Origin of the sequence: Dryocola boscaweniae, from assembly GCF_025215095.1 — a bacterium.
Lineage (GTDB): Bacteria > Pseudomonadota > Gammaproteobacteria > Enterobacterales > Enterobacteriaceae > Dryocola > Dryocola boscaweniae.
Genome location: NZ_JALHAP010000065.1, coordinates 45,132 through 58,252 on the forward strand (window position 1 = coordinate 45,132; position 13,121 = coordinate 58,252).

12 protein-coding genes and 1 pseudogene are annotated in these 13,121 nt (G+C 54.6%); 9 read left to right on the forward strand and 4 right to left on the reverse strand.

The window, feature by feature from the left end; translation table 11 throughout:
* Positions 1 to 151 precede the first annotated feature (151 nt).
* The 3 genes from uvrD (at position 152) to corA (ending at position 3,635) form a co-directional block, all read left to right on the forward strand.
* A complete protein-coding gene (gene uvrD, locus MUA00_RS01315; protein WP_271121334.1) occupies positions 152 to 2,314 on the forward strand; it encodes a DNA helicase II in 2,163 nt (720 codons plus the stop codon).
* A 150-nt stretch (positions 2,315 to 2,464) separates the two neighbouring features.
* The gene (ysgD, locus tag MUA00_RS01320) at positions 2,465 to 2,521 is read left to right on the forward strand and encodes a YsgD/CorL family protein (protein WP_236127787.1); all 57 of its coding nucleotides are present in this window, start codon (positions 2,465 to 2,467) and stop codon (positions 2,519 to 2,521) included.
* A 163-nt stretch (positions 2,522 to 2,684) separates the two neighbouring features.
* The gene (gene corA / locus MUA00_RS01325) at positions 2,685 to 3,635 is read left to right on the forward strand and encodes a magnesium/cobalt transporter CorA (protein WP_271121335.1); all 951 of its coding nucleotides are present in this window, start codon (positions 2,685 to 2,687) and stop codon (positions 3,633 to 3,635) included.
* A gap of 132 nt (positions 3,636 to 3,767) precedes the next feature.
* Here the strand turns inward: corA and rarD are convergent.
* Positions 3,768 to 4,295, reverse strand: a pseudogene (rarD, locus tag MUA00_RS01330) (EamA family transporter RarD); the annotation flags it as partial.
* A 197-nt stretch (positions 4,296 to 4,492) separates the two neighbouring features.
* Positions 4,493 to 4,963 (reverse strand): acyl-CoA thioesterase YigI, encoded by a 471-nt coding sequence (gene yigI / locus MUA00_RS01335; protein WP_271121336.1) that lies wholly within the window; start codon positions 4,961 to 4,963, stop codon positions 4,493 to 4,495.
* A gap of 177 nt (positions 4,964 to 5,140) precedes the next feature.
* On the opposite strand from yigI, the gene pldA reads away from it, so the two are divergent.
* The 3 genes from pldA (at position 5,141) to rhtC (ending at position 8,588) form a co-directional block, all read left to right on the forward strand.
* Positions 5,141 to 6,010 (forward strand): phospholipase A, encoded by an 870-nt coding sequence (gene pldA / locus MUA00_RS01340; protein WP_271121337.1) that lies wholly within the window; start codon positions 5,141 to 5,143, stop codon positions 6,008 to 6,010.
* 63 nt (positions 6,011 to 6,073) lie between these two features.
* Positions 6,074 to 7,900 (forward strand): ATP-dependent DNA helicase RecQ, encoded by a 1,827-nt coding sequence (recQ, locus tag MUA00_RS01345; protein WP_271121338.1) that lies wholly within the window; start codon positions 6,074 to 6,076, stop codon positions 7,898 to 7,900.
* A gap of 67 nt (positions 7,901 to 7,967) precedes the next feature.
* The gene (rhtC, locus tag MUA00_RS01350) at positions 7,968 to 8,588 is read left to right on the forward strand and encodes a threonine export protein RhtC (protein ID WP_271121339.1); all 621 of its coding nucleotides are present in this window, start codon (positions 7,968 to 7,970) and stop codon (positions 8,586 to 8,588) included.
* Here rhtC and rhtB read toward each other — a convergent pair whose 3' ends face one another.
* On the reverse strand, positions 8,589 to 9,209 hold the full coding sequence (gene rhtB / locus MUA00_RS01355; RefSeq protein ID WP_271121340.1) for a homoserine/homoserine lactone efflux protein: 621 nt from the start codon (positions 9,207 to 9,209) through the stop codon (positions 8,589 to 8,591). It abuts the gene before it with no gap.
* A 99-nt stretch (positions 9,210 to 9,308) separates the two neighbouring features.
* On the opposite strand from rhtB, the gene pldB reads away from it, so the two are divergent.
* From pldB to MUA00_RS01370, 3 genes are all read left to right on the forward strand, one after another.
* Positions 9,309 to 10,301 (forward strand): lysophospholipase L2, encoded by a 993-nt coding sequence (gene pldB, locus MUA00_RS01360; protein ID WP_271121341.1) that lies wholly within the window; start codon positions 9,309 to 9,311, stop codon positions 10,299 to 10,301.
* Positions 10,302 to 10,329: 28 nt separating this feature from the next.
* The gene (yigL, locus tag MUA00_RS01365) at positions 10,330 to 11,136 is read left to right on the forward strand and encodes a sugar/pyridoxal phosphate phosphatase YigL (RefSeq protein ID WP_271121342.1); all 807 of its coding nucleotides are present in this window, start codon (positions 10,330 to 10,332) and stop codon (positions 11,134 to 11,136) included.
* Between the two features lie 229 nt (positions 11,137 to 11,365).
* Positions 11,366 to 12,265 (forward strand): carboxylate/amino acid/amine transporter, encoded by a 900-nt coding sequence (locus MUA00_RS01370; protein ID WP_271121343.1) that lies wholly within the window; start codon positions 11,366 to 11,368, stop codon positions 12,263 to 12,265.
* Here MUA00_RS01370 and metR read toward each other — a convergent pair.
* A complete protein-coding gene (gene metR, locus MUA00_RS01375; RefSeq protein WP_271121344.1) occupies positions 12,153 to 13,106 on the reverse strand; it encodes an HTH-type transcriptional regulator MetR in 954 nt (317 codons plus the stop codon). The two genes, MUA00_RS01370 and metR, sit on opposite strands and share 113 nt — an antisense overlap.
* Between the last annotated feature and the right edge of the window lie 15 nt (positions 13,107 to 13,121).

The window sequence follows — 13,121 nt, forward strand, 5'->3', positions numbered from 1 at the left end:
ATACTCGTCATACTTCGAGCTACAGATGCGTTGGCTGCACTCGCTCACCTCAGTCACTTACTTTATGTAAGCTCCTGAGGATTCCCGAGCTTGCCGCCTTCCCGTAACTCGAATTATTTAGAGTATTCATACACTTTAAATGGCGGTGCCAATGGACGTTTCTTACCTGCTCGATAGCCTCAATGATAAACAGCGCGAAGCCGTCGCGGCCTCGCGCAGCAACATGCTGGTGCTGGCCGGGGCAGGCAGTGGTAAGACGCGTGTGTTGGTGCACCGCATCGCGTGGCTGATGACGGTTGAAAACTGCTCGCCTTACTCCATCATGGCGGTGACCTTTACCAACAAAGCTGCGGCAGAAATGCGCCACCGTATTGGCCAGTTGATGGGGACCAGTCAGGGCGGCATGTGGGTCGGCACCTTCCATGGCCTGGCGCACCGTTTGCTGCGCGCGCACCATATGGACGCTAATTTGCCGCAGGATTTTCAGATTCTGGATAGCGAAGATCAACTGCGTCTGTTAAAGCGCCTGATTAAGGCGCTGAACCTTGATGAGAAGCAGTGGCCGCCGCGCCAGGCCATGTGGTACATCAACGGCAAAAAAGACGAAGGCCTGCGCCCGCATCACATTGAAAGTTATGGCAACCCGGTTGAGCAAACCTGGCAGAAAGTGTATCAGGCCTATCAGGAAGCCTGCGATCGTGCGGGGCTGGTGGATTTCGCCGAGCTGCTGCTGCGCGCCCACGAACTCTGGCTCAATAAGCCGCATATTCTCAATCATTACCGCGAGCGTTTCACCAATATCCTGGTGGACGAATTTCAGGACACCAACAGCATTCAGTATGCGTGGATACGCCTGCTGGCGGGCGATACCGGCAAGGTGATGATCGTGGGCGATGACGATCAGTCCATTTACGGCTGGCGCGGCGCCCAGGTAGAAAACATTCAGCGCTTCCTGACGGACTTTTCCGGCGCGCAAACCATTCGTCTTGAGCAGAACTACCGCTCGACGAACAATATTCTGAATGCGGCTAATGCCCTGATCGCCAACAACGCTGGCCGCCTGGGTAAAGAGCTGTGGACCGACGGCAGCGACGGCGAACCCATTTCTCTTTACTGCGCGTTCAACGAACTGGATGAAGCGCGGTTTGTGGTTAACCGCATTAAAACCTGGCAGGAGAAAGGCGGAGCGCTGGAACATTGCGCCATTCTCTACCGTAGCAACGCCCAGTCGCGTGTGCTGGAAGAGGCGCTGCTGCAGGTCGGCATGCCGTACCGTATTTACGGCGGAATGCGCTTCTTCGAGCGTCAGGAAATCAAAGACGCGCTCTCCTATCTGCGCCTGATTGCCAATCGTAACGATGATGCCGCTTTTGAACGCGTGGTCAATACGCCCACGCGTGGCATAGGCGATCGCACGCTGGATGTGGTGCGTCAGACCTCCCGTGACAAGCAGTTAACGCTCTGGCAGTCCTGCCGCCTGCTGCTGCAAGAGAAAGCGCTGGCCGGGCGCGCGGCTTCCGCTCTGCAACGCTTTATGGAACTTATCGACGCGCTGGCCCATGAAACTATCGATATGCCGCTGCACGTGCAGACCGACCGGGTTATCAAAGATTCTGGCCTGAAGATGATGTACGAGCAGGAGAAAGGCGAGAAAGGCCAGACGCGTATCGAAAACTTAGAGGAGCTGGTGACGGCAACGCGCCAGTTCAGCTATCAGGACGAAGACGAAGATCTCATGCCGCTGCAGGCTTTCCTGTCGCATGCGGCGCTGGAAGCGGGCGAAGGGCAGGCGGATACCTGGCAGGACGCGGTTCAGTTAATGACGCTGCATTCCGCAAAAGGGCTGGAGTTCCCGCAGGTCTTTATCGTCGGCATGGAAGAGGGCATGTTCCCAAGCCAGATGTCGCTGGATGAAGGCGGTCGTCTGGAGGAAGAGCGCCGCCTGGCTTACGTTGGCGTCACGAGAGCGATGCAAAAATTGACATTAACCTACGCGGAGACCCGCCGTCTGTACGGTAAAGAAGTTTATCATCGCCCGTCGCGTTTCGTTGGCGAACTGCCGGAAAACTGCGTGGAAGAGGTGCGTTTGCGAGCCAGCATCAGCCGGCCTGTCAGCCACCAGCGTATGGGAACGCCGATCTCTGAGAACGATTCAGGTTTCAGTCTTGGGCAGCGTGTTCGCCATGCGAAGTTTGGCGAAGGCACCGTCGTCAACCTGGAAGGAAGCGGTGAGCATAGCCGCGTGCAGGTGGCGTTCCCCGGGCAGGGAATTAAGTGGCTGGTGGCCGCTTATGCACGTCTCGAAACGGTGTAAGTTATAGAAATATCGCGCAATTTTTTCGTGCGCTGCTACCCTTTAAACCTCACTGGCATTTATTAGTCTGCGGTGTCCCGTTGCGTGTTGACGCCATATTTTTGGTGGCGTAACATGCGCGCACGATAACGGCTTAAGAGGACACTCGCCTTGGACACACCCAGTAGATACTGGCTCAATTACCTGTCATCCAGGTACAACTTCTAAGGCTATCCTCTTATGCTGATGGCCTTAGTGGTTGTCGGCGACCTCATATCTTTCTATCCCGTCGCAATGAGTCAGGCTGTTTAATGGTCTGAAACCTGTAATGTTTCTGTCTGTGTGCCAACCGAGCTGTCCCTGATATTTTTTTGCATTGGGAGTCCCGGTCATGCTGAGCGCATTTCAACTGGAAAACAATCGCCTGTCCCGTCTCGAAGTGGATGAGACCGATGACCTGACAAATTCTGTCTGGGTCGATCTGGTCGAGCCCGAAGAGAGTGAGCGGCAGCGTGTGCAAACGGAACTTGGCCAGAGCCTGGCAACCCGACCAGAGCTGGAAGACATCGAAGCATCCGCGCGTTTTTTTGAAGACGAAGACGGTTTGCACATTCACTCCTTTTTCTTCTTCGAAGATGCAGACGATCACGCCGGCAACAGCACCGTCGCGTTTACCATCCGCGAAGGCCGCCTTTATACGCTGCGCGAACGCGAACTGCCTGCTTTTCGGCTCTATCGTATGCGCGCCCGCAGCCAGAATATGGTGGACGGCAACGCCTATGAACTGCTGCTTGATCTGTTTGAAACCAAAATTGAGCAACTGGCAGATGAAATCGAAAACATCTATAGCGATCTGGAAAAGCTAAGCCGGGTGATCATGGAAGGGCAACAGGGCGATGAGTATGACGCCGCGCTCTCAACGCTTGCCGAACTGGAAGATATTGGCTGGAAGGTTCGCCTGTGCCTGATGGATACCCAGCGTGCGTTGAACTTCCTGGTGCGTAAAGCGCGTTTGCCTGGCGGCCAGCTTGAGCAGGCGCGTGAAATCCTGCGAGATATCGAATCCCTGCTGCCGCACAACGAATCCCTGTTCCAGAAGGTTAACTTCCTGATGCAGGCGGCGATGGGCTTCATTAACATCGAGCAGAACCGCATCATCAAAATCTTCTCGGTGGTCTCGGTTGTGTTCCTGCCGCCTACGCTTGTGGCGTCAAGCTATGGGATGAACTTCGAATTTATGCCCGAGCTGAAACTGAGCTTCGGTTATCCGGCGGCGATTATCGTGATGATCCTTGCCGGGCTTGCGCCTTATCTCTACTTTAAGCGCAAGAACTGGTTGTAGTTTGCCGGCAGCTTTGCCGGAGGCGCTGCGCTTATCCGACCTACATCTCTTTGGTGATGATTGTAGGTCGGGTAAGCGTAGCGCCACCCGACATCATCACACCCACCGCTAGCCGATTTTCCGCAATCTTCTTTGCGCGTCCACGGCGATTTTCTTACGCACCAGCCCGTAGAACGCAAAGCTGAACGCCAGGCCCAGCGCGATTATCGGCAGCGAACCGAACGTCCAAAGCTGTACCAGTACGCCGCAGGCGGCAAGCGCCACCGCGACCCACTGCATTGCGCGAAAGCGTTCGCCGAGGAAAATCATGCCTAAGACGACGTTCACCAGCGGGTTAATGAAATAACCGAGGCTCGCTTCGAGCATGTGGTTGTTATTCACCGCCCAGATGAAAAGCAGCCAGTTGCCGCCGATAAGCACCGCAGAGAGCGCCATCGCACATACCTTTTTGCGATTCTTACAGGCCTTTTTCACCTGCGGCCACTGACGGCTAAGGCTAATCAGCACCACCATAAAAAAGAACGACCAGATAACGCGATGGGTGAGGATTTCATCCGCTGGAACGTAGTGAATCAGCTTGAAATAAGCAGGCGCGATGCCCCAAATTAAATACGCCGCGAGGGCAAGCAGCACGCCCTGGCGGGTTTGTTTCGCATCCATGTAAAAACTCGTCGAAAGAATAGTGAGCGAATAGTAACAGGATTTACAGATTGATGACAAAGCACACAAAATTGAGAGACGAAAAGATCCCCAGAAAATAATAAGGAAAATCAATTAATTGATTTTCGCCACTTAGCTACAAAGGAGGAAAAACCACGCTTTTTCCTTCTTTGTCAGCCGTTTCAGGATTTATCTTCTCACCCCACCATATAGGTGGCCGTGGCGCTGGCGATATGGACCTGCTCTTCATTATGTAATTCCACTCGCGCCACCGCGACTTTGTTCCCGGCCCGCAGCAGACTGCTGCTTGCGGTAAAGCGCTGTCCCCGGCCCGGGCGCAAATAGTCCACGCGTAAATCGATAGTGCCCATTTTCGATAAACGCTGGCGCAGTTCTTCTTCACTGATGGTGTCATGGCGCGTCAGCGTGCTGCCTACGCAAACCAGGCCCGCCGCCACATCCAGCGCGGAGGCAATGACGCCGCCGTGCAAAATGCTCTGCGCCCAGTTGCCAACCATCATCGGCTGATTATTAAATCCAAGCTGGGCAAAGGTTTTTTCATAGCGCTCCAGCTCAAGGCCCAGCGCGCGGTTAAACGGCATGTGATACACAAAAATTTCGCCAACCAGTTGAAGTGCGGATTCGGGAGTCAGTATGGAGCCGGACATGGATCGTTCCTCGATCGAAAAAAGCCTGAATAAGTTAACTGAATGTGCATTTTATGCTTCATATTTGTTGCTTTCCACTTTAAGAAAGGTTGACCGCGCGAGACGCTCAGGAACTATGTAGAATGTCCGGCAGCTAATAATTCGATACTCATTTTCATGTTCAGGAGAACATTGTCGATGCGCAAGTTTCTGGGATACTTGATGGCGGCGTGTTTGCTGCCTTTTACGGCCTACGCACAGGAAGCCACGATTAAAGAGGTTCATGACAAACCCGCCGTGCGCGGCAGCATCATTGCTAACCTGCTTCAGGAACATGACAACCCGTTCACGCTTTATCCGTACGATACTAACTACCTGCTCTATACGGTGACGGATGACCTGAACAAAGAAGCCATCGGTTCCTACAACTGGTCAGATAACGCCCGCAAAGATGAAGTGAAATTTCAGCTAAGCCTCGCTTTCCCGCTGTGGCGCGGCATCCTTGGTTCTAATTCTGTGCTGGGTGCGTCTTACACGCAGAAATCCTGGTGGCAGCTTTCTAACCGCGGTGAGTCTTCTCCGTTCCGCGAAACCAACTATGAGCCGCAGCTCTTTCTCGGGTTTGCTATGGACGATACATTTGCAGGCTGGACGCTGCGAGACGTGGAGTTTGGCTATAATCACAACTCCAATGGTCGATCCGATCCAACTTCCCGTAGCTGGAACCGCCTGTATGCTCGTCTGATGGCGGAAAACGGCAACTGGCTGGTTGAAGCGAAACCGTGGTACGTACTTGGCAGCACCGACGACAACCCGGACATCACCAAGTATATGGGTTATTACCAGCTAAAAATTGGTTACTCGCTGGGTGACGCAGTGCTGAGCGTGAAAGGCCAGTACAACTGGAACACCGGCTACGGTGGGGCAGAAATGGGCTTTAGCTATCCGGTCACCAAACATGTACGTCTGTATACTCAGCTCTACAGCGGCTACGGTGAGTCGTTAATTGATTACAACTTTAACCAGACACGCTTCGGCGTAGGCGTTATGCTCAACGATCTGTTCTAAAAAGTTGCAGTTTCTGACGCAGGCGCTGAAAATGGCGCCTGAATTTTTGGTGGTGGAGTGAGCGTGACACAGGCGGAAGTAATCAATCAGACAGCGCTGGCAAGGCAGGTTTTGCAAGAAACCTTTGGCTACCAGCAGTTCCGTCCGGGCCAGGAAACCATCATCGAAACGGTGCTTGACGGGCGCGACTGCCTGGTCGTGATGCCTACCGGCGGCGGTAAATCCCTGTGTTATCAAATCCCCGCTCTGGTCTTCGGCGGGCTGACGGTTGTCGTTTCGCCGCTGATTTCTCTGATGAAAGATCAGGTCGATCAGCTACTGGCGAACGGCGTCGCTGCGGCCTGTCTTAATTCCACCCAAAGCCGCGAGCAGCAACAGGAAGTAATGGCCGGCTGCCGTAACGGGCAAATCCGCCTGCTGTATATCGCTCCGGAAAGGTTGATGATGGACAACTTCATCGACCAAATCAGCCACTGGCATCTCTCAATGGTGGCCGTGGACGAAGCGCACTGTATTTCCCAGTGGGGGCACGATTTCCGCCCGGAATACGCCGCACTAGGCCAACTGCGCCAGCGCTTGCCAACCGTGCCGTTTATCGCCCTTACCGCCACCGCCGATGACACCACGCGGCTGGATATCGTCCGTTTGCTTGGTTTGCAGGACCCGCTGATTCAAATCAGCAGCTTTGACCGCCCAAACATCCGCTACATGCTGATGGAGAAGTTTAAACCGCTCGATCAGTTAATGCGCTACATTCAGGAACAGCGCGGCAAATCCGGCATTATTTACTGTAACAGCCGCGCCAAAGTGGAAGACACCGCTGCGCGTTTGCAGAGTAAAGGCATCAGCGCCGGTGCTTATCACGCGGGTCTGGAGCATAACGTGCGCGCCGATGTGCAGGAAAAATTCCAGCGCGACGATCTGCAAATCGTGGTCGCTACCGTGGCGTTTGGCATGGGCATCAACAAGCCTAACGTGCGGTTTGTGGCGCACTTTGATATCCCGCGTAACATCGAATCCTACTATCAGGAAACAGGGCGCGCCGGGCGCGATGGCCTGCCTGCGGAAGCGATGCTGTTTTACGATCCGGCGGACATGGCCTGGCTGCGCAAATGCCTGGAAGAGAAGCCGGCCGGCCAGCTACAGGATATTGAGCGCCATAAACTCAACGCGATGGGCGCCTTTGCCGAAGCGCAGACCTGCCGTCGTCTGGTACTGCTGAACTATTTCGGTGAAGGCCGTCAGCAGCCGTGCGGCAACTGCGATGTGTGCCTCGATCCGCCGCGTCGTTACGACGGGCTGGTGGACGCGCAAAAAGCGCTTTCCTGCATTTATCGCGTAGGGCAGCGTTTCGGTATGGGCTACGTCGTGGAAGTGCTGCGCGGGGCGAACAACCAGCGTATTCGCGACCTGGGGCATGACAAACTCAAAATTTACGGCGAAGGGCGCGACCACACCACGGAACACTGGGTAAGCGTGATTCGCCAATTGATCCACCTCGGCGTGGTCACGCAAAATATCGCTCAGCATTCCGCCTTGCAGCTTACCGAAGCCGCGCGCCCTTATTTGCGAGCTGAAGTGCCACTGATGCTGGCGGTGCCGCGTGTTGTGGCTATCAAGCCTCGCGCTAATCAGAAAGTCTTTGGCGGTAATTACGACCGTAAACTGTTCGCCAGGCTGCGCAAGCTGCGTAAAGCGATTGCCGACGAAGAAAATATCCCGCCGTATGTGGTGTTCAACGACGCGACGCTTATCGAAATGGCCGAGCAGATGCCCATCTCTCCAGGCGAAATGCTTGGCATTAACGGCGTGGGCACCCGCAAGCTGGAGCGTTTTGGTCGCGAATTTATGTCGCTTATTCGCAGCCACGTCGACGGCGAAGATGAGTAGTAGCCAGTCCTGCCCGAACGTGGCAGGATAATCACTCACTGAATAATTTTCCCGCGAGTTATTTCTTATGTTGATGCTTTTTCTGACCGTAGCGGTACTGCATATCGTTGCGCTGGTCACGCCCGGCCCCGACTTTTTCTTCGTTTCGCAGACCGCCGTTAGCCGCTCCCGCAAAGAAGCTATGATGGGCGTACTGGGTATTACCGGCGGCGTTATGGTCTGGTCCGGCGTGGCGCTGCTTGGTCTGAATCTGATCCTTGAAAAAATGGCGTGGCTGCACAGCATCATCATGGTCAGCGGTGGATTATATTTGTGCTGGATGGGCTACCAGATGCTGCGCGGCGCGCTAAAAAAAGAGCCGGTTACGCAGGAGTCGCCAGCGGTGGAACTGGCGCACGGCGGGCGCAGCTTCCTGAAAGGCCTGCTGACAAACCTGTCGAACCCGAAAGCTATTATTTACTTTGGGAGCGTATTCTCGCTGTTCGTGGGCGATAACGTAGGCAGCGCCGAACGATGGGGATTATTTGTGATGATCGCGCTGGAAACCTTTGCCTGGTTTACCGTGGTTGCCAGCCTGTTTGCTTTACCGAAAATGCGTCGCGGTTATCAGCGCCTCGCCAAATGGATTGACGGCATGGCGGGCGCCTTGTTCACCGGTTTCGGCATTCACCTGATTATCTCTCGCTAATTAGCCAGGTCGCGCTCCCGCAAGGAGCGCGCCTACCAGCACAAACAGCGAACCAAACACCCGGTTTAACGCTTTCATCTGACGCGGTCCCTTAATCCAGCCGGCAATCCTTGTCGCAAGCGTCGCATAGCCAATCATCACCATGATATCGACCACCACGGTCGTCACGCCAAGAATCAAATACTGCATCGCCAGTGGCTGATGTGGCGCGATAAACTGCGGGAAAAGTGCTGCGAGAAAGACGATACTTTTCGGGTTAGTGAGGTTTACAAATATGGCGCGTTTAAACAGACGGCTGCGCGGCTGGCTGGTCGCCAGCGTATTAAGGTCAATCGCGCCTGCGGCGCGCCATTGCTGGATGCCAAGCCAAATCAGATAAGCAACCCCCGCCCATTTCAGCACCTCAAACGCCAGCAGCGAACGTGAAAATAACGCGCCAAGGCCAACGCCAACCAGAACGATATGAATCGCCAGCCCGGTTTGCAAACCGGCAATGGATGCCGCAGCGCCCCGATAGCCGTGGCTGATGGCGGTGGTCATGGTGTTGATGGCTCCGGACCCGGGCGAGAGGCTCAAAATCAGCGTCGTTAGAAGATAGGTAAACCACCATTCGAAGGTCATGCGAAATTCCCGAGTGAACACTTTTGTGCCACAATACGCTATTGTTTATAGGTGTGCTATGGGTCACAAATAATCAGTCAGACGGTGCAAAAACAGCATATGACTCAGCATAAAAATGGATGGTTAGCGCGTGAAGGCGCATTTGCTGCTTTCACCATGGGTCCGCTGACGGACTTCTGGCGTGAGCGTGAAGAACGTGAATTCCTGGGCGTCGACGATATACCGGTGCGCTACGCCAGATTCCGCGCCAAAAATCATGACCGCGTGATAGTCGTCTGTCCTGGGCGCATCGAAAGCTACGTGAAGTATGCCGAACTTGCCTGGGATTTGTTCCATTGCGGCTTTGATATCCTGATTATCGATCATCGTGGGCAGGGGCGTTCGGGCCGTTTGCTGTCAGACACCCATCGTGGTCATGTCGTGAAATTTAGCGATTACGTTGATGATTTCGACCGTTTTTATCAGCAAGAGGTCGCGCCGGGTCCGTGGCGAAAACGCTACGTGTTGGCCCATTCCATGGGAGGCGCAATTACCTCTTTGTGGCTGGAAAAAAACTCACAGGCGTTTGATGCCGTAGCCCTTTGTGCGCCGATGTTCGGTATCACGCTGCGCTGGCCGGAATGGATGGTGCGCCATATTCTGGACTGGGCCGAAGGCCATCAACGTATTCGTGAAGGTTATGCAATAGGAACAGGCCGCTGGCGCGCTTTACCGTTTAGCGTTAATGTCCTGACCCATAGCCGCGAGCGTTACCGTCGCAACCTGCGTTTTTATGCTGATGAGCCGGCATTGCGGGTAGGCGGGCCAACATGGCACTGGGTACGCGAAGGGATACAAGCGGGAGTTCAGGTATTAGCGGGAGCCACCGCCATTACCACGCCGATATTTATACTCCAGGCAGAAGAGGAGCGAGTGGTGGATAACCGCGCGCACCAGCGCTTCTGCGAACTTCGTGCCGCGGCGGGCCATCCATGTGAGGGGGAAACACCTTACGTCATAAAAGGCGCGTATCATGAGATCCTGTTCGAAAAGGACGATATGCGAGCCGAAGCGTTGAATGCCATCATCGAGTTTTTCGACCGGCATCGTTAATTTTCTTCACCAGAGGTTTACTAATCCTATGTACCATGTCGTTGCGTCTGATTTAGATGGCACGTTGCTGTCCCCCGATCACCTGCTCTCTCCGTATGCCAAAGAAACGCTAAAACTGCTCACCGCTCAGGGCGTTCATTTCGTGTTTGCTACGGGACGCCACCACATCGACGTTGCGCAGATCCGCGATAACCTCGAAATCAAAGCCTACATGATCACCTCCAACGGCGCGCGCGTGCATGATACCGACGGTAATCTGGTGTTCACACACGATCTGGACCGAGATATCGCAGCCGATCTGTTTGGCGTGATGCACACCAGCCCGGATATCGTCACCAACGTCTACCGCGGCGACGAATGGTTTATGAACCGCCATCGCCCGGAAGAGATGAAATATTTTAAAGAAGCAGTATTTAACTATTCGCTTTATGAGCCGGGTCTGCTTGAAACAGACGGCGTGAGCAAAGTGTTCTTTACCTGCGACGACCATGACAAGCTGCTGCCGCTGGAGCAGGCCATCAACGCTCGCTGGGGCGATCGCGTGAACGTCAGTTTCTCTACGCTCACCTGTCTGGAAGTGATGGCGGGCGGCGTTTCCAAAGGCCACGCTCTGGAAGCCGTATCCAAAGCTATGGGTTATAGCCTGAAAGAATGTATCTCCTTTGGCGACGGCATGAACGATGCTGAAATGCTCTCTATGGCGGGCAAAGGTTGTATTATGGGCAACGCTCACCAGCGCCTGAAAGACCTGCTGCCGGAGCTGGAAGTTATCGGCACCAACGCCGACAACGCTGTGCCGCATTACCTGCGCAAAATGTTCCTCGGCGCGGATTGATCTTTGGCGAACGCATAAGCGTCAGCGCCATACTTTATTTTTCGGCGGGTGACGCTGTGCTTACCCGCCCTACGATTCCAGGATTTGCGGCATTGTAGGGTGGATAAGCATCGGCGCCATCCACTACGTATCCGTACATTAATCAATCACTCGTCAACCAAATAATTCAGATCCCGCCAACAAGCTTCGCTACAATGGCGAATAAATTGCCTGTTGTAGAGATAACATCGTGCCGTTACTTATCATCACCACCATTCTGTGGGCCTTCTCCTTTAGCCTGATTGGTGAATACCTTGCCGGACATGTCGACAGTTATTTTTCCGTGCTGATGCGCGTAGGGTTAGCGGCGCTGGTATTTCTGCCGTTTCTGCGATTTAAGGGCTACAGCATGAAAACGTTATTGTTGTATATGCTGGTGGGGGCGCTACAGTTGGGCGTGATGTACCTGTTCAGCTTCCAGGCCTATCTCTATCTCACCGTATCTGAATTCCTGCTGTTTACGGTGCTCACGCCGCTCTACATCACGCTGATTTACGATTTGCTCAGCCACAGGCCTTTGCGCTGGGGCTACGCGTTAAGCGCAGGGCTTGCGGTAGTTGGTGCGGCAATTATTCGCTACGACAAAGTAAGCGATCACTTCTGGATTGGTCTGCTGCTGGTGCAGGCGGCGAACATTTGCTTTGCAATCGGCATGGTGGGTTACAAGCGTCTGATGGAAACCCGTCCAATGCCGCAGAAGTGTGCCTTTTCCTGGTTTTACCTCGGGGCGGCAGTGGTGGCGGTGAGCGCCTGGTTTGTATTGGGTAATCCGCAGAAGCTGCCAACCACTAACCTGCAATGGGGCATTCTGGTCTGGCTGGGCGTGGTGGCTTCCGGGCTTGGCTACTTTATGTGGAACTACGGGGCGACGCAGGTAGATGCCGGTACGCTCGGCATCATGAATAACGTGCATGTTCCCGCGGGGCTGCTGGTTAACCTCGCCATCTGGCAGGAGCAGCCCCACTGGCCGAGCTTTATCATTGGTGGGACGGTGATAATGGCCTCGCTATGGGTACATCGCCATTGGGTCGCTCCGCGTTCCGCACAAACGGAAGATGCTCGCAAGCATGTAAGCGCGTCGAGCGAATAAACGCTTCAGTTACCGGTTGACGCTGCTCGCCATCGCGTACGGCGGCGTACAACCGGCTCCATAATCCTTCGCCCAGGGTTTTGGTTACTACGAGGCCCTGGCGTTCAAAACTCTCCACCACCCAATGCGGCAGCGCGGCAATTCCCATGCGCGCCGACACCATTTGAATCAGCAATAGCGTGTTATCGACGCTTTTCAGCGATGGGCTAACGCCCGCCGGCTGCAGGAAATGCCGCCAGATATCCAGGCGTTGACGCTGCACCGGATAAATCAGCAACGTTTCGCTGCTCAAATCTTCAGGCTCAATACGCGCTTTACCCGCCAGCGGGTGATCGGTTGCCAGCACCAGGCGCACTTCATAATCGAACATCGGTGAATAATGCAGGCCGCTACGCGGCAGAATATCGGACGTTAACACAATATCCAGCTCGCTTTGCTGCAGGGCGGGCTGCGGGTCGAAGGTGACGCCTGATTTGAAATCCATCTCTACCTGCGGCCACTGCTTATTAAAACTCTCCAGCGCCGGGGTCAGCCACTGAATACAGCTATGGCATTCAATAGCGATGCGAAGCGTGGCCTGATGCGGTTCGTTACATGCCTGCAGCGCCCGGCTTAACTGCGGCAGAACCTGCTCTGCGAGCTGCAGCAGAATTTCTCCCTGCGGCGTAAAGCGCAGCGGCTGACTTTTACGAACAAACAGGCGGAACCCGAGCCGCTGCTCCAGATCGCTGAACTGATGGGAGAGCGCGGATTGGGTCTGATGCAGCGAGGCGGCAGCGGCGGCTAAAGAGCCGCAGTTTCGTAACGCCTGGAGCGTCCGCAGGTGTTTTATCTCGATCATGAAAGTCCTTCACTT

Coding starts and splice junctions, on each gene's coding strand:
- uvrD (WP_271121334.1), top strand. CDS start 152: ATGGACGTTTCTTACCTGCTCGATAGCCTCAATGATAAACAGCGCGAA.
- corA (WP_271121335.1), top strand. CDS start 2,685: ATGCTGAGCGCATTTCAACTGGAAAACAATCGCCTGTCCCGTCTCGAA.
- yigI (WP_271121336.1), bottom strand. CDS start 4,963: ATGTCCGGCTCCATACTGACTCCCGAATCCGCACTTCAACTGGTTGGC.
- pldA (WP_271121337.1), top strand. CDS start 5,141: ATGCGCAAGTTTCTGGGATACTTGATGGCGGCGTGTTTGCTGCCTTTT.
- rhtC (WP_271121339.1), top strand. CDS start 7,968: ATGTTGATGCTTTTTCTGACCGTAGCGGTACTGCATATCGTTGCGCTG.
- rhtB (WP_271121340.1), bottom strand. CDS start 9,209: ATGACCTTCGAATGGTGGTTTACCTATCTTCTAACGACGCTGATTTTG.
- pldB (WP_271121341.1), top strand. CDS start 9,309: ATGACTCAGCATAAAAATGGATGGTTAGCGCGTGAAGGCGCATTTGCT.
- yigL (WP_271121342.1), top strand. CDS start 10,330: ATGTACCATGTCGTTGCGTCTGATTTAGATGGCACGTTGCTGTCCCCC.
- metR (WP_271121344.1), bottom strand. CDS start 13,106: ATGATCGAGATAAAACACCTGCGGACGCTCCAGGCGTTACGAAACTGC.